The 22,497-nt window shown below is 34.9% G+C and carries 19 protein-coding genes; 7 read left to right on the top strand and 12 right to left on the bottom strand.

Annotated features, from left to right (window positions below; translation table 11 throughout):
• Nucleotides 1–77 precede the first annotated feature (77 nt).
• The 9 genes from R2782_RS06790 to R2782_RS06750 all read right to left on the bottom strand — a co-directional run bounded on the left by R2782_RS06790 (nucleotide 78) and on the right by R2782_RS06750 (nucleotide 12,926).
• A complete protein-coding gene (locus R2782_RS06790) occupies nucleotides 78–722 on the bottom strand; it encodes a nucleotidyl transferase AbiEii/AbiGii toxin family protein (RefSeq protein ID WP_371267335.1) in 645 nt (214 codons plus the stop codon).
• Entirely contained in the window at nucleotides 722–1,216 is a 495-nt protein-coding gene (locus R2782_RS06785; RefSeq protein WP_371267334.1) for a transcriptional regulator, read from the bottom strand. The genes R2782_RS06790 and R2782_RS06785 overlap by 1 nt, the downstream gene beginning before the upstream one ends.
• Before the next feature lie 536 nt (nucleotides 1,217–1,752).
• Nucleotides 1,753–2,100 (bottom strand): CRISPR-associated endonuclease Cas2, encoded by a 348-nt coding sequence (gene cas2, locus R2782_RS06780; protein ID WP_371267333.1) that lies wholly within the window; start codon nucleotides 2,098–2,100, stop codon nucleotides 1,753–1,755.
• Entirely contained in the window at nucleotides 2,093–2,989 is an 897-nt protein-coding gene (gene cas1 / locus R2782_RS06775) for a type II CRISPR-associated endonuclease Cas1 (protein ID WP_371267332.1), read from the bottom strand. Before cas1 ends, cas2 begins: the two co-directional genes overlap by 8 nt.
• Nucleotides 2,990–2,999: 10 nt before the next feature.
• Nucleotides 3,000–3,857 (bottom strand): HIRAN domain-containing protein, encoded by an 858-nt coding sequence (locus R2782_RS06770; RefSeq protein ID WP_371267331.1) that lies wholly within the window; start codon nucleotides 3,855–3,857, stop codon nucleotides 3,000–3,002.
• A 48-nt stretch (nucleotides 3,858–3,905) separates the two neighbouring features.
• Nucleotides 3,906–8,294 carry a type II CRISPR RNA-guided endonuclease Cas9 gene (gene cas9, locus R2782_RS06765; RefSeq protein WP_371267330.1) on the bottom strand — a complete coding sequence of 1,463 codons (4,389 nt, stop codon included), beginning with the start codon at nucleotides 8,292–8,294 and terminating at the stop codon, nucleotides 3,906–3,908.
• 631 nt (nucleotides 8,295–8,925) lie between these two features.
• On the bottom strand, nucleotides 8,926–11,472 hold the full coding sequence (locus tag R2782_RS06760) for a TonB-dependent receptor plug domain-containing protein (protein ID WP_371267329.1): 2,547 nt from the start codon (nucleotides 11,470–11,472) through the stop codon (nucleotides 8,926–8,928).
• Between the two features lie 4 nt (nucleotides 11,473–11,476).
• A complete protein-coding gene (locus R2782_RS06755) occupies nucleotides 11,477–12,364 on the bottom strand; it encodes a FecR family protein (protein WP_371267328.1) in 888 nt (295 codons plus the stop codon).
• Nucleotides 12,365–12,404: 40 nt separating this feature from the next.
• On the bottom strand, nucleotides 12,405–12,926 hold the full coding sequence (locus R2782_RS06750) for an RNA polymerase sigma factor (protein WP_371267327.1): 522 nt from the start codon (nucleotides 12,924–12,926) through the stop codon (nucleotides 12,405–12,407).
• A gap of 96 nt (nucleotides 12,927–13,022) precedes the next feature.
• On the opposite strand from R2782_RS06750, the gene R2782_RS06745 reads away from it, so the two are divergent.
• From R2782_RS06745 to R2782_RS06720, 6 genes are all read left to right on the top strand, one after another.
• Nucleotides 13,023–14,033 (top strand): hypothetical protein, encoded by a 1,011-nt coding sequence (locus R2782_RS06745; RefSeq protein WP_371267326.1) that lies wholly within the window; start codon nucleotides 13,023–13,025, stop codon nucleotides 14,031–14,033.
• A 147-nt stretch (nucleotides 14,034–14,180) separates the two neighbouring features.
• Nucleotides 14,181–14,648 carry a hypothetical protein gene (locus tag R2782_RS06740; protein WP_371267325.1) on the top strand — a complete coding sequence of 156 codons (468 nt, stop codon included), beginning with the start codon at nucleotides 14,181–14,183 and terminating at the stop codon, nucleotides 14,646–14,648.
• A 610-nt stretch (nucleotides 14,649–15,258) separates the two neighbouring features.
• Nucleotides 15,259–16,596 carry a signal recognition particle protein gene (ffh, locus tag R2782_RS06735; RefSeq protein WP_371267324.1) on the top strand — a complete coding sequence of 446 codons (1,338 nt, stop codon included), beginning with the start codon at nucleotides 15,259–15,261 and terminating at the stop codon, nucleotides 16,594–16,596.
• Between the two features lie 69 nt (nucleotides 16,597–16,665).
• Nucleotides 16,666–17,553: a bifunctional 5,10-methylenetetrahydrofolate dehydrogenase/5,10-methenyltetrahydrofolate cyclohydrolase gene (locus R2782_RS06730; protein ID WP_371267323.1), complete on the top strand. Its 888-nt coding sequence runs from the start codon at nucleotides 16,666–16,668 to the stop codon at nucleotides 17,551–17,553.
• A gap of 70 nt (nucleotides 17,554–17,623) precedes the next feature.
• A complete protein-coding gene (locus tag R2782_RS06725) occupies nucleotides 17,624–17,857 on the top strand; it encodes a hypothetical protein (protein ID WP_371267322.1) in 234 nt (77 codons plus the stop codon).
• The gene (locus tag R2782_RS06720) at nucleotides 17,857–18,168 is read left to right on the top strand and encodes a type II toxin-antitoxin system RelE/ParE family toxin (protein ID WP_371267321.1); all 312 of its coding nucleotides are present in this window, start codon (nucleotides 17,857–17,859) and stop codon (nucleotides 18,166–18,168) included. Before R2782_RS06725 ends, R2782_RS06720 begins: the two co-directional genes overlap by 1 nt.
• Nucleotides 18,169–18,282: 114 nt before the next feature.
• On the opposite strand, the gene rluF is transcribed toward R2782_RS06720, so the two are convergent.
• Nucleotides 18,283–19,065 (bottom strand): 23S rRNA pseudouridine(2604) synthase RluF, encoded by a 783-nt coding sequence (gene rluF / locus R2782_RS06715; RefSeq protein ID WP_371267320.1) that lies wholly within the window; start codon nucleotides 19,063–19,065, stop codon nucleotides 18,283–18,285.
• A gap of 111 nt (nucleotides 19,066–19,176) precedes the next feature.
• Here rluF and R2782_RS06710 point away from each other — a divergent pair, with 111 nt between their 5' ends.
• The gene (locus R2782_RS06710; RefSeq protein ID WP_371267319.1) at nucleotides 19,177–20,850 is read left to right on the top strand and encodes a S8 family peptidase; all 1,674 of its coding nucleotides are present in this window, start codon (nucleotides 19,177–19,179) and stop codon (nucleotides 20,848–20,850) included.
• Here R2782_RS06710 and R2782_RS06705 read toward each other — a convergent pair.
• Both R2782_RS06705 and R2782_RS06700 read right to left on the bottom strand, forming a co-directional pair.
• Nucleotides 20,840–21,649: an alpha/beta hydrolase gene (locus R2782_RS06705; protein ID WP_371267318.1), complete on the bottom strand. Its 810-nt coding sequence runs from the start codon at nucleotides 21,647–21,649 to the stop codon at nucleotides 20,840–20,842. The two genes, R2782_RS06710 and R2782_RS06705, sit on opposite strands and share 11 nt — an antisense overlap.
• A gap of 65 nt (nucleotides 21,650–21,714) precedes the next feature.
• The gene (locus R2782_RS06700) at nucleotides 21,715–22,494 is read right to left on the bottom strand and encodes a zinc ribbon domain-containing protein (protein ID WP_371267317.1); all 780 of its coding nucleotides are present in this window, start codon (nucleotides 22,492–22,494) and stop codon (nucleotides 21,715–21,717) included.
• Nucleotides 22,495–22,497 lie beyond the last annotated feature (3 nt).

Here is a 22,497-nt window from a genome sequence, read left to right as displayed (position 1 = left end):
AGACATTCGCAAGGTAATGTTGTATTAAAGCATTTTATCCAATACTTTTCGGAACTGGGTACTTTTTAAATATTAAATCACCTATACTGTTTCAAGATGCTTTCTTCAAAATCTTCTTTTATAAATTCCCAATATTTTCCTTTATAGCAAATTGGATCAAAATCATCATCTGCTTGATTAAAATGTGTAAAGTTTTGAATAATTATTTCTTTATCATGGCTATAAGGATATCTTTGTTCGTGTAGTTCAATCATTTGACTTATAGAATACGATTCAAGCAATTCATGTAAATCCCAAAAATCCTTTTTTCTTCCGCCTCTTTGAATAACATCTACTTTCATGGCAATAATCTCCTCAATAGTCGCCATTCTTATTCCATCTTCTTCTGTAAAGGGTTGAATAAATGAATCAGTATAAAAAAGATCTAATTTTATTGAATTCGTCTCGTTTTCTCCAATAAAATACGATTTTCCAATTGCAGGAGGAACTGTTGAAGAATCTACATAATTAAAAGTAGCTCTTAAAAAAGTTTCAATTTCTTTAAAATTAATAGTTCCATATGCTGCATCACTAAATAAATCAATATCGATGGATTCTCTATGCCCAATTTGTAAACTTAAAGCAGTTCCGCCTACTAATCTAAAATTTTGAAAAAGAGGAATAGTCATTAAAGTAATGAGACTATTTTTTAATAGATCATTTACGGTATTATAATAGAGCATTATGTTTTTTGTTTGTTTTTATGGATTGTATAAGGTTTTCTTTTTGAATTTTGTAGAGCGATTTTAATTTTAGGTAAACCATAAAAAGCTTCTAATTCTTTTTTCTCCGTTTCATTCCCTCTTTCATAAACACGTTCAATAATAGCTCTAGCGTGTTTGTCCCAATTCATTTTAGAAATATCTGTATCCCAAAAAAGTGATTGACGAAAATTAGCTAGGTTCGGAGTGCGTAGTAGCTTCTTTTTTTCTTCCGCAATTTCATAATAGGTTTGAAGAAATGCCAATGAACCTTCTTCTAAACCCAACGAAGCTTCAATTTTTAAAGCTAATGCAGTATTAAGGTTTCTTCGTCCTTTTGTAATGGCATTAATCGTTTGTGGATGCTCTCCCAAAGCAAGAGCAAAAGGACGCTGAGCAATTGCTTTTTTGGCTAATAATCGCTCTAAAATAATTCCCGGATGAATGCCTTTATATTTTTCTAATTCAAAATGCATAGTACAAATGTAAACAAATTTGTTTATATGTTGCAAAAATGTTGTTGGGGTTTTTTATAATAGAATGTGGGGCGTGGAACAGTAAAAATAAAAAGCATATCACGCAGACGGGAAATGATTTCAATGAATCCAACTCTACACCGTTAAGATTGCCTGATATGCTTACTGAAAGCAAAGTTATAAAAATAGACAAAGAATAGCTAAATTTTCGCTACTCCATTACAAAAAGCTAACCATGAAAATTATTTTTTTACTCTAAATAAAAATTACAATCATCATTGAATAAATGTGTTATACTTGTGAATTGCTTTCAAAATTGTATCTTTATAGACTATTCGCAACTGTAAAATCAATTCATTGGCTGCCATTAAAGTTGTGAATTGCTTTCAAAATTGTATCTTTATAGACTATTCGCAACCTATCAACACTTAAATTGCTGACAGGTTGCGAATTAGGTATAAAGGTAGGATTTAAAAAAAGAATTGTATTTGATGATAAGTGCAATTAAAAAACCTATTTTTTTCATTCTGAAAATTTTAGAATAACTCTAATTGTTGCGAAGGTTTTTCGGGTTCAACGGGCTTTTTACCATAAAAAAGTTCCATCATGCCAAATTGTTTATCCGTTATTTGCATGACGCCAATTTTTCCGTGTTCCGGAAGATTGTTTTTGATTCTTTTCGTATGTACTTCTGCATTTTCTCTACTGGCACAAAACCGCATATAAATTGAAAATTGGAACATACTAAAGCCATCATCCAACAGTTTTTTTCGGAAACCACTGGCAATTTTTCGCTCTTTTCGCGTTTCGGTGGGCAAATCAAAAAATACGAGTATCCACAAACTTCTGTACTGATTTAAACGGGTATAATGTTCCTCATACATAAACAGGGTATAAAATTCTACGTGAACTTCCCTCAAAACACTCATAAAGGGAGTTGGTTGTTCGGCTCATGGCCACCATCAACGGGCTGCTTTTACCATCTAACTGCACATCGATACTAGCTATGCTCAATAACTGTTTTTTTAACTCAACGGTTAATTCGTCATAATTATCTTCCGTTTCAACAATATGGCTCACAATCAAATCTACATATGGTCGATAAGGTTCCATAATATCATCCGCTAAACAATAGGCATTGTATTTATTTCGATGAAAAATTCCTAATGTGGGCAACATTCCGGAACTTACCAAGGCTCGGGCAGTGATGCCACGTAAAATGGCGTAGCCATAATTCAATAAATTATTCGGAGCCAATCCTTTTTGACTGCGACTAAAGTTTTCATCCCCAAAAAGTTTCGACCAATAATAAACCGCTGCTCTCGACTCATGATTTAAACTATCGCCGGAAGTGACTTCTTTTGCCCACAATTCCATCTTTCGGGCAGGTATTCCTTTTTCTTTCAGTAGTCCGGCTTGATTTGTAATCTTGGCACTTATGGTTTGTTGCCATAAATTCTTTTTGAGTGGGAGTGAGGCATTGATTTGATGTTTGAACCGTTCCGTTTGTTCACTGTGTCCACTCAATGGCATTAACAATCCAATGGGCATGTGCTGCTGGTCGCAATTAATGATGGCAACATTATTATAAATCAATTTTTCTAATAATCCATTGGTTATCGTAATTTGTTGGTTTTCTATAACGATTACACCGATATCTTCAATAGCTACGGTTTTGGATTCCTGATCCTTGTCAGGATAGGAAACCAACAATTGCTCATTTTTAGTGCTCAAATAAGCGGGATTACCAAAGAAGAGGGTGCGTTTGATCATACTAGTAAGGTCAAGATTTAAAAATTACTTCATAAAAATCATTCCCATGCTTATCAAAAATCTTTTCAAAACGAGCAATCTTGTCTGGCATAGTGGCAATAGCATTTACATTAGCAACAATATATCCTTTTTCATCAAAGGCATTTTCTATCAAAATAATTTCATCATTTAGTTTTGCCCCAATATCTAGTAACGAAACTGTACTCGGAAGGCGATGCTTGCTCACAACCATTTTTGAGCCATCAACGGCCTCGTCCATGTCTTGCGAATTTGGAAAAGAATCATGTATGAGCGTATAAACTTCATCAGTTGAACTATTAGCTACCAAATTCTTATAAAAATTTTCACTCGACAAAACCTCTTCATCTTCCTCAAAATATAACCGCGTATAGGTGTTGTGTTTAGATTTTAAAGTACAATATTGAGGCGTTTCCAAAAGCGTAAACGGCAGCAATTCTTCACTTGTTCCTTCTTCTAACTCTTTCATCACATAAATGGCAACATGAATTTTTTCCCAATCCATAGCTCTTTTTTCAATGTGCGTAATTTCAGCTTGTAAGTTCAGTAATCCTGTATCGATTAGTGTGGCTATCATTTCATTACTTTCCCTAGGGATAAACCCAATCTTTTGATGATTAAAGTGTAACGCAATCGCATTTTTGTCATATTTGTTTTTTGGTTCTCGTACCATTTCTAATAGACCACTTTTATTAATTTCTTCAATTATTTTTGGACCATTATAATATTGAAAACCCCTCACAAAACATTGTAATAAATAAACCTTTTGATATTGCTTCACCATCGCTATGGGAAGAGAAGCAATACCATAAAGTCCAATGAGATTTCGAAGAAAGGTGCCTCGTGTCATATTGTTATGATATCTTTGAAGTTATATTATTAATGTGCATTGTTATAATCAAACTTTTGAAATGTTGCCTAACCAATCAACTTCTAACTTAATACAAGTATCTTGAATTTTTTCTAAATCTTCTTTTTCACTTTTGTTTTTGGCTGTTAGATTTTTAATAAATGTTTCCCCTACAGGATATGGAGAACAATCACGGTATGAGCCAAATTCGACATAATTTAACTCATTTTTTGGGATACTTTTCTTTCCTTTATTTCTCCGATTAACATCTTCTATTTGTTGTTTTGATAAGTCTTTTTTAATAGAAATTGCATTAGCATAATTATTTGGAATGAATTTACAATCCTTACCAGTAAACATAACAACCTTGTAAACTTGTTGGTTAAACCTCTTTTTATTTTCTATATTTATCAACCATTCTTTTAATTCCTCATTATTAAAATTCAAAACCAAATCTTCTTTATTTTCGGGTAGATAAACCAAGTCTCCTTGCTGTAGCGTAAACAAAACTTTTTCTGGTTTTTCTTTATGTTTCAATCTATAATCTTCGCAAATTCTTTGTTTAAAATTTTTGTCATTTTCTTTTATTGTCTGTTTGGCAATTATTGCCGAATCATACAAGGAAGCAATATCAAAAACCCGTTCTTTTCCTTTTTTGCCTTCTTTTTCCATTACCAAAAAAAGATAATTATCGCCTGTAATAACACCTTGTTTCTCGTTTCTATCATATAATCTTTGTAGCGAGCTTTCCTTCTTTTCCTCTTTATTATACCAGACTTTAATTTTGTAAACAGGTTGCTTATTATAAGCAACTCTCTTATCATTAAAGGTTTTTAATCCCTCACCAGTAAATGCTTCTTTCATTGATTGGTATAATGGTTTTGCTTTTTCATCTAATAAATTCTTATGAACAATTATCTCTGACTCTAATACTTTATCTATTAATTCTACTATTTCATCTTTTTTAGTTGTCTTATTTTTTATAATTGATAATGTTGATAATTCAACTCGCTTTGTATCCCGACCTTTTATGCTACCATAATAAGTCTCTTGATGTAAAGCTCCTCTTATTTTTAATTGAGGTTTTAATTTTTTATGAGGTGTATTCTTGTCTGGTTTATCAACAGAAACGCCTAACTTATCTTTAGGCTTAATAGATACAGTCATTGTTTCTAAATGAGTTTTTGCTTGTGCAACCAAATCTTTAAACGGTATTTCAAAATATCTTGAACTTTCTATTTTTTCCTGTATTTCTCTTCTTCTTTCTTCTTCCAAGTTAAAGTATGCTTCCAAAACAGTTACTCCTTCTTTTACTTCCAACTTAAATTCATCTTGTCTATTTGTTAGTTCATCTTGAAGATACTTGTTCAAATTGTTTAGTCTTTGGATATGACTTTGTTGTGTCAAAGCAACTACTAATGCGTCAATGGCGTGATGTCTATGGTCATAGCGTTTGCTCCAGCTTTTGACTCTTAAAACATTCTTGTTTTTTCTTTCATCAAACTCTCTTGTAACCCATTCTTCATTAGGCAATCCTGTTTCGGGATTAATGTCCCACAATTCCATTTGCTTAAATCTTTCTTGGGTAAGTTTCATAAACAAATCTCTCAAACCCCAACGACTTCTTAAAAAACTGGTTACTTCTCCTGTACTTGTTTTGATGTTGTTGAAATCAAAAACTTTAGCCAACTCATTTTTTACAGCCACCGATATATATTGTGTGTCCTTTTTTTGCCTTTCTACAAAGTCGGTCGGGATTTTTTCAAGTAAAAGATTCTTTTTCTTTCTTCCATAGAAAATTGAATTTATATGGCTTACATAAGCCGCTTCAGAACAAATTCCTATTTTAGAGTTTTGCTGTGAAATGTATTCCCAAGCTGTTCTATTCCCTTTTTCTTCATTAATATTCGTTTCACAAACCACTTTATTGGATAAAGAATCATCAAAATATCTTGATTTGGGAATAATATGGTCTATATCATATAATCGTTCTGGAGAAAACAGTTTGGATAATGGAATTGGTTTTAATGTATAAGGTGAAATACATTTTTGTTCTTCCCATATTCTTAATTTTTCAATTTCGGTTTTCGTAGGTTCACTTACTTTCTTTGGTGCAGGGTAATCTTCTACATTTTGAGTACTCCAAAGCTTGTACAATCCTAAATTCCTTTGCGATGGTTCTTGTTTAAGCTCAATAAGCCTTTTTTTAATAGCTTCATTGATTTTTTGGCTTTTAATTTGTCCTTTATAAATTTTGTCTCTTTCTGCCGCACTGTTTTTTAAATCTCTTGCTAATTCTATTCTTACTTCAACTTCTTCTGGATTAAATTCATATTGTTTCCAAAGTGCTTTTATTATTTGCATCGTTTCATTAGACAATTGTTCAACTATCGGGTTTCGTAGATTCCTTTTTTCATATTTTATATTGTGGTAATTTTTGATAGTTGGTTTTGCAACATCTTTTGTATGCTTTTTGTATGCCAAAGAACTTGCTAAAGCATACATTAAACCTCCGGTTTCTATAGCTTTTGGATTCTGTTCAATAAAACTGATGACATAATCTTCTAACTTTTCAGTTAGGTGGTAATCTAAAATTTCACCGGTTTGAATTAGGTGAAATTTTTGCTTTATAACTTCTGGAACATCAACAGGATTCAGTTGCATTAGCGGTAAAATATTCTTAATTGCCTTTTCTGAAAGACTTCCATATTTTCTCGGGTACTTTATGTTTTGAGCTAATTTAAGAGCGAGTTCCGTTTGAAGTTCTATATTTTTTAATGGTTCTAAAACTTCAATAATAGAAGACACTTTTAAACTTTTAGGGTCATATTCACTTCCGTTATTTGCATTATCAAAAATAGCTTTCCATAGTTTAATTACTGTTTTTTCATCTTTGGAATAAAGCGTTTCAAAATGTTCTCCTAAGCGTTTTTTTATGTCAATAAGTGTATCACAACCTTTAAGTTTTGCTTTTACATTCAGCCCATTAAGATAATCTCCTTTATCATCTTCTAATTTTATTATTTTTTTTACTTCATTAAACCCCGACTGCTTTTGCGTTTGAAGTCTGTTATATATATCTTGCTTTTGTTCGTGAGTTAAAAACCTATCTGTATATTGAAACGTATTTTTCTTCCTTTTTTCGTTCCAGACTTCTTTTTTGGAAGTAACAAACAATCGGTTGATTTGATCCCAACATCTGAATTCTTGAAAAAGAGGATGTGAATTTGTCACAACTGGTTCTTCTGTCTCAAATTGGCATTTACTTATTAAATCCTCTTGAGATTTTAAAGGACGCTGGTAATAAATTATTTGGTCTCTGATAATATATCTCAATCCTCCTTCAATTGCTTCTTTTCTTAACTTTTGTTGAGATTCACTTTGCCCTGGAAAAATATAGTATGCAATTTTTTCCAATTTATCTTTCGGGCAATTATTTAAAAATGAATATTCTTTACTTTGGGTATCCCAAATTTCATCAAACTCTTCTTGATAACGATGACGAAGAACAACACGATTTCTTATTTTTTCCCATTTATTGTTTTTAAGTATTTTTAAAATTTCTTGACTAACATAATTTCCTGAAACTTTCAATCCTTTTTCAAATTCTTCCATTTGCTTCCTCCAATTCGATTTTTGAGGCAACGCAATTGTTACAGAAGTTATTTCTTCATTTTTGTTCCTTCTTATTCTAATTTTTAATTCTTCTTCCTCGCCTATCTTTTCGGATAAGTTTTGAAGTTCCGTTTCTCCTTTTAATTCAATATCATCATAAGCTATCCAAACATCGTATTTGGATAATTCTTGTCCTTTATTTGCTCCACTACGTGCTCTATAAGTTGTATCAGATTTTTCAACATTCAGAATTATTACTTTTTTTGTAATAGTTTCGTCTTTTTTTAGAGTAATTTCATCATTTTCACTTTCTCCCTTATCATTTGACTTTAAATCATCGTTATTACTTCCGCCAGCATATCCTCTTAATTGATTGAAACTATAAAGAATTTTCCCAAAATCTTTTAACCTAATTACATTTTCGATAGCATCAGCTTTTAATTGATAATGGGATAAAGAATCTAACTGCATCGTTCCTCTTTTTATAGGCAACAATTCCAATTCTTGAATTTTATTTGAATTAGGAATACCATTTTTAAACTGAAATTGTTCTGGTAGCATTCCCAATTCGTGCAGAATAAAAAGTAACTTATTTCTACGAAGTTTATAGCGTTTATTCATTTTACGAATAGTCCGCTTTGTTCTTCGGTCAGCGTTTTTAGTTATTCCAACTCCTTTCTCATAGTCTTGCTTGTCAGTTCCCATCGGAATAATCCGACTGCCCATTCCAAGAATTTTCCCTTCCTTATTTTCAAAATTTTGCTCAATGAGTGCCCAACCAATACTATTAGTACCTAAATCTAAACCTAATATTTTTTTCATATCTAAATAATTATTTCTATGTTTGTACTACAATTTTGAAAGCAATTCACAATAAGGATTATTCCGTTGTGAAAACATTCAAAGCGGCCTCTAAAGGGTCGCTTTTTTCTTTTGAAGCATTCTTCAGCTGATGCACAAGTCCAATTAAATGGGGAGTCTTTCTAGCCCAAGACTAGAATTTTGTTTTTGGAATCACTAAACTAATAAAAATTTTCTAAGATAACAACTGTGGTTATTTAATCTTTATTGATGTATTTTTATCAATACGGAAAGCAATGAAGCTATTATTATCTAAAAATCACAATATTTCCGGGTTTTCTTCCACATTAATTGCACATTTGTTCGGAAAACACCCCCTTTTTCCGAAGCCCGTTCGAACAAGTACCGAACAAGTACCGAACAAAACCCCTATAAAACGTAAGAAAAGCGTCATTTCCATTCAAACCCTGTCAAATGTCGTCAAATCCTGTCAAATGCCGTCAAAAGTGTGCAAAAGGAAAAGGGGTTTAAAAGTTTTATGGTTTAAAAGATTAAGGGGTATTGGGCTGAATACGAGCCTTTTAAATTTATGGATATAGAATATATATAAATCCATTTTGGCAAAGTAACCTAAATCCAAATCAAGCACTTCTTAAAAATTCAACTTTACAAACGCATTCGGAGTAAGTTCTAACGAATAGGTATTCACTTCTTCAATGGCATTGGTGTCCGAGTTGAGTCGGTAAAAACGATTAATCGTATTGCGTTGGTTGAATAGATTTAATACCGAAGCACCCAGTAAAAGGTTCGTTTTTTTGCTCAACGCCACCGAATAGGCGGTTGAAAAATTCACCTGAAAATAGTCGTCTAAGTTTTCCTGATTCGGTTGGCTGTACACAATTTCCGGGTTATCGGGTGTGGTGTAAATGGGTTCGTTGCTCAACGGAATCGTATTGGGTCGTCCGGTAAACCATTTGCTGCCCAACGCCATTTTAAGGTTTTTGTGTTGGTAGGTTGCCCCGAATGCCATGCTGTGGTTCACTTCAAAATTATTGGCAAATTGCGGCGGAATATAACCTTCAAACGTATAATCGTTGTTATTAAAGCTGTAGTTGAACCAACCGGTGAATTGGTTGATTTGTTTTTGAATGAGCACTTCTACACCATACACCTCATACTGCCCAATGACTTTAACAAATTCCAACTGATTTTGAAAACCCTGAGCGGAACTGGTGATGCCTTCTACTTTTTTATAAAATACTTCGGGATGAATGAGCCACTTGTTTTGGCGAAACACAAACCCCAACGACGCCTGATTGCTTTTTTGAATGGGAATGGTTTCATTGTTGGCCAACACCCAACGGCGTTTTTCTACGCCTAAAAAGTCTTGTTGCAAATCGATAATTTGCGAAGCGGTTTGGTTTTTTTGCTCACCGGACAATTCTACGTTGAGGTGATCGGTTAACGCATAATTCACTTGCAAACGCGGCTCGACGATAAAAAGCGACCATTTTTCAAAGTAATTCCCTCTTGCTCCAAGTCGGGCGAACAAGCGATTATTTTTGGAGTGGTAGTCGATTTCTGCAATCAACGCATGGCTTCGCAAGACTTCTTTAACCGTTCGGGTGAATTGCGGAATATTAATATCGTCAAAACTGCGGATGCCGATTTCGTTGTATTGGTAACCATTGGCAAGCGTAACGGTTTCTGACAGTTGATGGGCGTTTTTAAACCGAATGCCATTGTCTAACACCGTGTTTTCCTGCAACAAAATTTGGTTGTTTTCCACCGATTGGTTGTTGGCATCCAATAGATAATAGGAACTGTACACACTGAGTTCGGAACTATTTTTGGCGTTCCAATTGGTTTTCCACGTTAAATTGCCACCCAAGGTTTGCTGATCCAATTGGCTATTTTTGGAAAGGATTTGGTTGTTGACCAATGTACTTTCGTTAAACGTTAATTCATTGGAAATGGCCAACGCATCAAAAAACAGTTCGCTTTTTTGACCTATTTTTTGATGGTATTGCAGCGTGACATCATAAAAATAGAAGTCTTCTTCGTGGTTGTAATTGATGTCTTGGTTGTTCGTCACATCAATCACTTCCGTATTTTGAAAAATCCGATTGAAGTAATTTTTGTAGGTTGGCGAAGCAAGCATATCCGTAAACGAACGCCGTGCAGCGACTTCTATGGTCGATTTTTCGCCGGTTTTTACTTTGGTATAGAGTTCGGCATTAATCATATTGACGCCAATGGTGCTGTTGGTATTTTCCACCGAATTGCTTCGGGACGAAATATCAATGACACTCGAAACACTTTCGCCATAAAAAGCCGAACTGCCGTTTTTGGACAGTTGAATCGTGTGAGCCAAATTGGGATTTAAAGCCGAAATTAATCCGTAAAAATGGCCGGTTTGAAACAACCGAATGCCGTTCCATAAAAATAAATTTTGGTCGTGCGTACCTCCGCGAACATTCACGTTGGCAATAGTTTCATCGGTACTGATGATGCCCGGAATTTGCTGCATGGTTTGCAATACATCGGGTTCCACCAAACCCGGAAGAATACCAAATTTTTTGGGTTTGATTTCAAATGTACCTTCGGTTTTTTTGCGGATACCGGCCGTGAGGTAGAGTTGAGCCACTACTTCTTCCAGTTCCTGAACAATCAAGTTTAATGGAAAAGTGGGACAATTATCTACATAAATTTCGTCGACAAATAGGGTTTTGGATGCATAACTCACATGGTTAATTTCGATGGGATTGGAGGAAACCACCGGAAGTTGAAAGAAACCTTTTTCATCGGAAAGCACAAAAACATTGGTGCCCGAAATGCGAATGGTTGCATTAGAAATAGGTAAGTTGGATTCACTATCTACCAAATAACCACACAGCGGTTTGTCGAGTTTTTGATTGTTGGAAATGGTGATTAGTTCATCATTCACAAATTTAAACCGAAGTTTTGTTTGGGTTTGAATGTAATCGATTTTTTGCTCTAACGTATTTTTTGAATCAGGAGCCAGAATTTTGAATACAAGTAGTTCTTCTTCAATATAATTAAATGTAACGTTGTGCTGTTTGGCTATGTCGGTCAAAATTTCCTTTAACGGCAATGCCTCGCTCGGGTCTTGACCAAACAGGTTCAAAACCCAAACGAGTGAGAAGAGCAGGGTAAGCCCCCATTTGTTTACATTCATTTACCTACTGTAAAATAAATTCGGTATCATTAGTTTTACTTATTTGTAGATGGTAGGTGGTGGCAATTATTTCCAAGGCAACATCAAGCTCATTCATTGGGATGGTTCCGGAGAAAGCTTGGTTAGTAGGTTTTCCTTTGTATTTAATTTCAATGTTGTATTGTCGGCTGATTTCATCCAAAATGGCTTGTAAATTTTCTTGCGAGAAATTCACTTGTTTTTTTAGCCATTCCGGTTCAAGACGGTCGGTTTCACCCGCAATGATTTTGGTTCCGTTGGCAAACGATACTGTCATGCCTTGGGTTAAAATGATTTCCTGGTTTTGGTAATTCACTTGCACTTTTCCTTCATAGCAAGTCACGTCTAGGCGAGTTGCACGACTTTTTACATTGAATTGTGTCCCTAAAACGGAAACAGTTCCCAACTCGGTAGCGACTTCAAATTTTTTCCCTTTGGCTACTTTAAAATAAGCTTCGCCATCCAGTTTTAGTTTTCGTTCGTTGTTCCAATTCCATTTTTTGTATTCCACAGACGAACCGGAATTCAGCAACACACTGGAGTTGTCAGGTAATAAAAATTCAGTGGTAACACCTTTCGCCGAAAACTCAGTGAAATTAGCAAAATTTTTCACCGCCACCGTGATTCCGAATCCTAAAATAAACACCGCAGCGATGCGAAGCAGCACTTTTTGAAACGAAATTTTCTTGGCTTTTTTGTGTTGTAAAATGGTTTGCAACATTTTATCCTCATTAAAATCAGGTGTTTTTAATTCGGCAGAATAGTGTTTTATTTTTTGGTAAACGGCAAAATCAGCAGAGGCTTCAAAAGCTTTTAGCTCTTCGCCTTTCAATTCATTGTTCATCCATTTTGCTAAGGTGTAATTTTCTTCCATAATCGGATTTTTATCTAAAACAGTTTGGATTTCAAAAACCCTACTTAAAAAACTCAATTTCTTTTCGCAATTCTAATAATGCCAAATGCATTCGTTTTTCTACGGCTTTCACGCTGATGCCTAACACATCGGCAATTTCGCTGTATTTTTTTCCGTCAATACGGTGCATTAAAAAGCAAGTGCGTTGTCCTTCGGTTAATTTATCGATTGCCTTTTGCAGTTTTTGTTTGAATTCTTCTTCTTCAATGAGATAGTCAGGGCTTTCGAAAGTTTTGTCTTTTCCCGGTGAACTTTTGGCGTATTCCAACACTACTTTTTGATGAGCAATTTGATTTAAAGTAGTGTTATTGGCAATCGTATATAAATAAGATTTGGCTTTATCCAACGGAACTTTTTCGCAGTTTTCCCATAATTTGATAAACGCTTCTTGCGTTACATCTTCGGCTTGTTCGGCATTTCCGAATTTATAATACATGAAATTGCGTAGGGCTTTGACGTGATTTTTGAAAAAATTCGAAAAGATGAGTTCTTCACAAATTCCTGAAAGTGATTTACTTTTCATTTACTTTTATAAAACTTTTGTGAATTTATAAAAAAAAAAGAAAACCAAGGTAGGGTAGTTTAATTTTAATTTGTTTACTAACCAAAGGCATCCACTATGAAAACAATTTTACTGTATAGCGTTTCGATTTTGAGTGTACTGTTTTTCAATTCTTGTCAGGAAGAAGAAAATACAGTTGTTCAAGATACAACACAAAATTTAAATGGAGCATCGCCCACTTCTAAATTTTTAGCGAGAGCGTCACAGAATAATACATCTGTGGATAATATCATGGACGGAACGAGCGTGTTTCGGGTGAAATTACCGGTTTCCATCAACTTGAATAACGTTGATGTAACGGTTTCAACCGAAGCAGATTATGCAACGGTTGCCGATTTAAAAAATGCGTCGACCTCGGATGATGATGTGGTAACGTATGTGTTTCCCATTACGGTTTCACTACGAAATTTTGAGGAGATTACATTGAATAATGTAACGCAACTGAATACTATTATTACTCAAAATGAAGACCTTAGCGATATCAGTTGTGTGACGATTATTTATCCGATCACAATTAATGAATACGATAGTTCGAATCAACTTGCTGATATTGTAACGATAGCCAGTGATTCACAACTGATTAATTATTTACTTAGTTTAAACAGTGGTGTTTTCTTTTCGATTAATTACCCAATTTCGGTGATTAATCCAAACAACCAAACGGTTGTGATATCATCGAATGCAGAGTTGACAGATGTTATAGAAAGTGCTATCGGACAATGCGGTGCTAATTCCGGTACAACGGATGATTTTATTGATGTTTTAACTTCGGGTAATTGGCGAATTTCGTATTACCATAATGGCGATGAGGACGATACTAGTGTATATAACGGTTATGTGTTTACGTTCAATACTGCCAATACCATCACTATAACCAGAAACAGCTCAACCTTTAACGGAACTTGGCTTTTTTATGAGGAAGATGGGGTTGATCTTTTAGAAATTGATTTTGAAGATGATCCGTTGGATGATTTAGATGATGATTGGGAATTGTTAGAATTTTCCTCAACCTTAATTCAATTGAAAGAGGAAGGCGATGACGAATACTTGAGTTTTACTAAAATTTAAAATAATTGACATGAAGACGCTTTTTAGAAACTTTCTTTTTGGGAAAAATAACATCGTTTATTTTCTCACGCAGGCGGTGATTTGGGTTTTTAATGTGCTGTTGATATATTCTTATTTTTTTAATTTCTTAACCTAAACCTATTTAATATGAAAAAGTTTTTTTTAATTCCTTTGTTATTCGGTGTATTTATGCTGAATGTTGCTTCCACTTGTAGTAATGACGACGATGATAGTAATGACGACGATGACAACAATTCATCGAGTGTCATTATTACACAAACACAAAACACATTGGTGAACGGAGCTTGGCGAGTGACTTTATTTTCTGAAGACGGTTCGAACCAAACGTCACAATTTTCTAATTATGATTTTGTTTTTGGAACGAATGGTTCACTCACAGCCGATAACGGTAGTACGACCATGAGCGGAACCTGGACCACCGGTACGGATGACAGTACGCCGAAATTCATTATCAATTTTAATGCAACCAACGGTCCATTTGAAGAAATAAGCGAAGATTGGCGAATTTTATCAGCTACCGCCACTAGAGTAGAACTCAAACACGTAAGTGGAGGAGACGGAAGTATTGATTTGTTGACTTTTGAGAAGAATTGATTTAGTTATTTTGTTTACTTGAAAAGCCATTCGTAAATGAATGGCTTTTTTGTGCTTAAGCTTTCCAACTAAACGTTCTCATTTTTTAAGGTTTAATTGTATTAGCATTTACTTTTTAGAAATGATAGTTTTAATAGGTTTTGATTCACTTAGCCATGATTTTCTTTAAATAAATGAAACGACCTATACACATAACGAAAACTATGTTTCTATGTGGTATAAAAATAATGAATTTGCCTAAAACAGATTAAAAAAAAGCTGCAGGATTAGTGCAGCTTCTACGCATAGTAGGTTAAAAGTGGTATTTGGAAACTAACTAACTTTACTCATCTAACATATCGGTGTACTCTGAAAAGAGGCTTTGTCTACAACTCTTAGGTTGTTGTTGGAACATTCGCTTCATTATTACAAAAAAGGTTGAAAAAATAACTGTTAACAGGGCTAAAAGTATTTTTTTGTTTTAAATGGGGTGTAAATTTTGCAGTATATCTATTAAACAATTTATTTTTGATTTACCCTACCGGCAATTTTAAAAAATTACTTAACGTCATTTTTTGTTGCTTCTTTGCTTTGTGTTATCTTTGCACTTCATTCAAAGAAAATCCCCATTATGTTTAGTAATTTAAGCGATAAACTCGATAAAGCTCTTCATATTTTAAAAGGTCACGGTAAAATTACCGAAGTCAATGTGGCCGATACTTTAAAAGAAGTTCGTCGTGCCTTGTTAGATGCCGATGTAAATTTTAAAATTGCCAAAGATTTTACCAATACCGTAAAGGAAAAAGCACTGGGTCAAAACGTATTAACTTCGTTACAACCAGGGCAGTTGATGGTGAAATTGGTAAAAGACGAATTAACCGAATTAATGGGAGGTTCTGAGGTAGGTATCAACCTTTCCGGTCATCCCACTGTAATTTTAATGTCAGGTTTGCAAGGTTCAGGTAAAACCACTTTTTCTGGTAAATTGGCTAATTTTCTAAAAACTAAAAAAGGCAAAAAACCGCTTTTGGTAGCGTGTGATATTTACCGTCCGGCAGCGATTAATCAGTTGCATGTGGTAGGTGATCAAATAGGTGTGGAGGTATATTCGGAACCGGAGAACAAAAATGCAGTAGATATTGCTCAAAACGCGATTAAACATGCTAAAGCAAACGGATTTAATGTCGTAATTGTCGATACAGCCGGTCGTTTGGCCATTGATGAGCAAATGATGAATGAAATTGCCAATGTGCACAAAGCCATTCAACCGCAAGAAACGTTGTTTGTAGTGGATGCCATGACGGGTCAAGATGCGGTAAATACGGCAAAAGCCTTCAATGACCGTTTGGATTTTGATGGTGTTATATTGACTAAGTTAGATGGTGATACACGTGGTGGAGCCGCTCTATCGATTAAATCGGTAGTGAATAAACCGATTAAATTTATTGGTACGGGTGAAAAAATGGAAGCCATTGATGTCTTTTATCCTTCCCGTATGGCCGACAGAATTTTGGGTATGGGAGACGTTGTTTCGCTAGTAGAACGTGCTCAAGAGCAATACAATGAAGAAGAAGCACGCAAGTTGCAAAAGAAAATTGCCAAAAACGAATTTGGTTTTGATGATTTTCTGACTCAAATTCAGCAAATTAAAAAAATGGGTAACATGAAGGATTTGGTGGGAATGATTCCCGGAGCCGGTAAAGCCCTTAAAGATGTTGAGATTGAAGACGATGCATTCAAGCACATTGAAGCTATCATTCATTCGATGACACCTACCGAAAGAAGTAAACCCGCCATTATTGACGGAAAGCGTAAAATAAGAATTGCCAAAGGTTCGGGAACTAAAGTAGAGCAAGTGAACCAATTGATGAAGCAGTTTGACCAAATGAGCAAAATGATGAAGATGATGCAAGGCGGTGGCGGAAAAAACCTCGCCAGAATGATGGGTGGCATGAAAGGCATGCGATAATTTTACATAAGCACAGACGCGATTTATCGCGTCTTATTTTTTTTATGACACAACTAAAACAACATGAACATGAAATTATTAGACGGTAAAAAAGTTTCCAATGACATTAAAAATGAAATAGCCGCCGAAGTGCAAAAAATGAAAGAAAATGGCGAAAAAGTACCACACTTAGCGGCTGTGATTGTGGGGAATGACGGAGCAAGTTTAACGTATGTAGGCAGTAAAGTAAAAGCCTGTGAGCGAGTAGGCTTTGAAAGTACGCTGATTAAAATGCCCAATACCACTTCGGAAACGGAATTACTCAAAAAAATAAAAGAATTAAACGAAGACGATAACATAGACGGCTTCATTGTGCAGTTGCCATTACCAAAACAAATTGACACCCAAGAAGTGTTGATGGCGATTGACCCCAACAAAGACGTAGATGGATTTCATCCGGAAAACTTCGGAAAAATGGCATTGGATATGACGACTTTTATTCCGGCTACACCGTTTGGTATTCTAGAGTTGTTAGAACGTTACGGCGTGGAAACACAAGGAAAACATACCGTTGTTATTGGAAGAAGCCATATTGTAGGAAGACCGATGAGTATTTTGATGGGAAGAAAAGGATTTCCCGGTAATTCTACCGTTACCCTTACGCACAGTTACACTAAAAACATTGCACAAATTACTACACAAGCCGATATTATCATTACGGCTTTAGGTGTGCCCAATTACCTGAAAGCCGAAATGGTGAAAGATGATGCGGTAGTAATCGACGTTGGTATTACACGTGTTACCGACGATACAACCGAAAAAGGATATCGCATTACCGGCGACGTTGATTTTGATAAGGTGAGTAAAAAAGCTTCGTTCATTACACCTGTTCCGGGTGGAGTAGGACCCATGACCATTGCAATGTTGTTGAAAAACACTTTGTTGGCAAGAGAGCAGAAACGATTGAAAATGAGATAAATAATAAAACCCAAGTGATGAGCTTGGGTTTTTTAGTTTTAATGATTATCTTAGCTTTAAATTTTATAATATGAATTTAGAAGCTCGAAAAATAGAATTTGTTCAGGAATTTTTAAAACTTCAAAGTGAAGAAGCTATTTCTCGTCTTGAAAAAATTTTAAGAAATGAGAAGAAAATGTCAGAAAAAAGACTAGTTGAACCAATGACTCAAGATGAATTGAATAAGCGAATTGACCAATCTGAATCAGATTTCAAAAACAATAGATTTAAAAGTAGTGAGGAACTTTTAGCTAAGTATTTGTAATGAAAATTATCTGGTCTGAATTTGCTGAAACTCAACTTGATGAAATTTATGCCTATTACGAAAAGGAAGCAAGTGCTAGAGTAGCAGGGAAAATTATAATTGGAATTATAAACGAATCCAAAAAATTAATAAAATCTCCTTTAATTGGACAACAAGAAGGATTGTTAAAACATAGAGAAATTGAATATCGCTATATTGTATTCAAAAACTATAAACTAATTTATTCTGTTGACGATACAAATGGATTCATTAAAATTGCTGATGTTTTTGATACTCGTCAAAATCCACCAAAATTAAAACGAACAAAATAAATCAGGATAGAATTACAATTGTCTATTTATTATATTCAATGTTAATTTGAAAAGTTTATAATAAGAAATGGGGATATTTACCAAAGTTCTTAAAATAAAAAAGATTAATTAAATTTAATTACTTTTTTTCTTATTCACAATCGGTCTCCGAACCTCCACTTTCGGTAAACTTGCTTCTTCGGTTTTACTCGAAGGTTCAATCAATTGGTTTAATTCTTTTATTTCAGCTTCGGTTAAATCACGGTATCTTCCCACCGGAATATCCAAGGAAATGTTGATAATTCGGATACGCTTTAAAGCGGTTACTTCGTAACCCAAATACTCACACATTCTACGAATTTGTCTATTTAAACCTTGTGTGAGGACAATTCGAAAAACATATTTACTGATTTGTTCTACTTTACATTTTCGGGTTATAGTATCCAAAATAGGCACACCATTGCCCATCCGTTGAATGAATCGGTCCGTAATAGGACGATTTACCGTGACAACGTATTCCTTTTCATGATTGTTTCGGGCACGCAGAATTTTATTCACAATGTCACCGTCATTGGTCATAAAAATTAATCCCTCGCTGGCCTTGTCTAATCGGCCAATCGGAAAAATTCGCTCTTTATAGTTGATGTAGTCAACGATATTATGACGAACATTTTGGTTGGTGGTGCATTCAATGCCAACGGGTTTGTGGAAGGCTAAATAAATAGGTTTTTCACGGTTTTCGCGTATGAGTTTACCATCCACACGAACTTCATCTGTCTCTATAATTTTTGTACCCATTTCAGGAACAATTCCATTGATGGTTACGCGACCTTCTGCTATTAATTTATCCGCTTCACGACGGGAGCAGTAACCGGATTCGGATAAAAATTTATTGATGCGTTTTCCTGAATCTTCCATACAACAAAAGTAAATTTTTTTATGGATTTTTAGGGGAAAAACAGTGACTTTCCATCTAAAAGAAATTTAGTAACTTGCCAAAAAAATACTCATCCTATTAACTTTGGGTTTATGATAAGAAAAATACTTGTTCTGTTTAGTTTTTTTGTTTCAATGCTGTTAGCCGGTCAAACAAGAAAAAATCAGTTTTATATTCATGATAATAGCGACAAACACGACTTGCATGTTTCTTTTCAAGCGGATGTTGTTTTGACAGATATGGAGTCAATTTTAGCTCTTTATCCCGAATTAACGGCTCTTTTTGATACATTTCAATTCAATTTTGAGAAGACGATTTCTTTTTCTCCGGAAAAATGGACTGATTTAGAAGAGAATGCTAAATTGTTTGCCGGAAATTCTTTAGCTGTTCACCAATTAAAAAACATTTTTAGGGTTGTCGTTGATGATACTTCCAACGAAAACTTACTTCTGTTGGCAACTGAATTTGAAAAATATGATTTTGTTAATTATGCCAGTTTAATTTCATTAGAGCCCATCACCCCACCGTTTGATATACCACCTACAACGCCCGATTTTATGGTTAATCAAACCTATATTGGTCCAAATCCTGGTTTAAATATGCAATATGCATGGGATTTAGGCTTGAAAGGTGCCGGTATTCGTGTGCGAGATGTGGAATATGGTTTTAATGGTAATCATGAGGATTTAAATGAAGTTAATGCTACTATTGCTGCCGGGATGACGATTTCTTCTGATGCCACAGCAACTTATACAGAACATGGTACAGCTGTTATTGGTATAGTTATAGCAGGAAATGACGGCTATGGTATGACCGGCTTAGCTTATGAAGCAGCAGAAATGATTCTTTACCCCGAATGGCAGGAAATTGGTTATAATAGAATTTATGCGGTTAATCAATCCATTCAAAATTCCACCGTTGGGGATGTTATTATTTATGAAATGCAAGAAAATGGTCCGGCATCAGGGACTTCAGATTATGTGCCGGCAGAATATAATAATGTAGTTTGGGATTTGACGAAGGCTGCAACCGATGCAGGTATTGTTATTGTAGCCGCTGCCGGAAACGGCAATCAAAATTTAGACGGTAGTTTATTTATGAATTATACGAATCGAGGCAATAGCGGGGCTATTATTGTAGGAGGTGGTACTCCCAATCTTGCTCACAACAAAATTTCGTACAGTACGTACGGTTCAAGAGTAGATGTACAAGGTTGGTCGCAGAATGTATTCTCGTGCGGCTATGGCTCTTTGTTGATGTTAAATGGTGATATCAACCAAGGTTATGTCAGTTTTTCCGGAACTAGTTCGGCTACACCTATGGTAGCGGCTTGTGCCATTGTATTGCAGTCGTATCACCATAGTTTAACCGGCAATTATTTAACCGGCCAAGAATTACGAACCATTTTAAACGAAACAGGTATTGCACAAGGGAATCCTTCTGCCGGTAATATTGGTCCTTTCCCAAATATGGAGGAAGCCGTACAACGGGTTTATGATGAATATTTGTTGGGATTGGATTTGGTTGATGAAACAGCATTTTCGGTTTATCCTAATCCGGTGCAAAATGAACTGAAATTTATAACCAAGCAGAACTTATCAGATAATGCTAATGTTACTATTTATAATGCGTTAGGACAATCTGTTTTTGAACATAAGATGCCCAGCAACAAGTCTATAGCTATTACTCATTTACCGAGCGGAATTTATTTTGTTAAAGTAACCGAGGGGAAATATGCTACAACCCAAAAAATAATTAAACAGTAAGCAAAAATTTCTCGATTTGTTGATACAATGCTTCGTCGTGCATACTATGCCCTAATCCTTTTGTTTGGATAAATTGCACGTTTTTCCAAGAGGATTCAATTTTTTTACTTTCTTCAAATTTTACTGAATTGTCATCAATATCATGCGACAGCATACCGGGGATAGACAACGAAGAAGCAAATTTTTTTCCCGAAAAATCAATTGGATTGATATTGAAACGCTTCATAAAATACTGATGCATCAACTGAATAACGCGGTTGTTTAATCCGAGTAGATTAGCATAGTTTCTGATGATTATTTCTAAATCAGAGGGAGAGCCTAACAGCACCATTTTTTGTAATGAGGTAAATTGGTAATGATGCTGAAAATACAGACTGGTTAATCCGCCGGCTGAGTGACCAATAAGTATTTGCGGTTCGTATTTTTGAAATACAGTTTGTATGAAATGAGCATACCCAAGCACTGTAAATTCTTTTCCGGAAGATAAGCCGTGAGCCGGAGCATCAAGAGCCAAAATAGTATACCCCGCTTTTTGCAGAAACGGGAAAAGCGGCTCCCATCGAGCAGCATTACTTTCCCAACCGTGTGCTAATAACACTTTTGTCTCATTCCCTTTCCATTTATAAATCGGAAAATGATGCTCTTCCACTTTAATGATTTCAATTTCTGCTTTTTTCAGTATAGCCGGAATAGACTTCGGGTCTAGTTTTCCATCACGTGGTTCACTAAAAAATTTATAAGCTAATCTTGTGGCTTTTTCAGGAAAAAAATAACTCAGGAGGTTGATGTAGCAACCCACTGTTTTAATTAATAAAGTTTTGAAAATTGAACCCATAAAAAAAACCCCTGAACGGGGTTTGTATTTTAGATGTTAGCAAAAATGCTTTCCATTTTATCTTTTTCTTCTGCGGCTAAAACATTATCCACTAATATTCTTCCGCTATGCTCATCGGTTAAGATTTTTTTACGAGCGGCAATTTCTACTTGTGTTTGCGGCGGAATGGTAAAAAATGATCCTGCGGAAGCACCTCTTTCAATCGAAACAACGGCTAAACCGTTTTTAACGCTATTTCTAATTCTGTGGTAAGCCATTAATAGTCGCTCTTCAATTTTAGTAGCATATTCAGCAGAGAGTTTAGTTAAATACTCTTCTTCTTTCTGTGTTTCAGCCATGATATCGCCTAATTCCGCTTTTTTGTGCTCCAAGTGTGTTTGTTTTGCACTTAATTTTTCTTGTGAGTCAGCTACTTGTTGTTTTTTGTATTCAATAGAAGCTTTCAGTTCTTTGATGTGCTTTTCGTTCAATTGAATTTCTAATTCTTGGTATTCAATCTCTTTGGTTAACGAATTGAATTCTCTGTTATTACGCACATTTTTTTGTTGTTCGGTATATTTTTTTATACCTTCTTTGTGAGCTTCAATTGCATTTTTTTTGGCTCTGATTTGCTCATCAATTTGTTCTAAATCAGTTTTAAGTTTTTCATTTCTAGCCTTTAGACCAGCTACTTCATCTTCTAAATCTTGCACTTCAAGTGGCAATTCACCTCTAACATTTCTGATATCATCAATTCTTGAGTCGATTAACTGCAAGTCATAGAGTGCTCTCAACTTCTCTTCAACACTCATTTCTTTTACGTTTGTCATAGT

Origin of the sequence: Flavobacterium sp., from assembly GCF_041392085.1 — a bacterium.
Lineage (GTDB): Bacteria > Bacteroidota > Bacteroidia > Flavobacteriales > Flavobacteriaceae > Flavobacterium.
The sequence above is the reverse complement of the archived record's forward strand: the minus strand, read 5'-3'. Positions and strand labels throughout refer to the sequence as shown.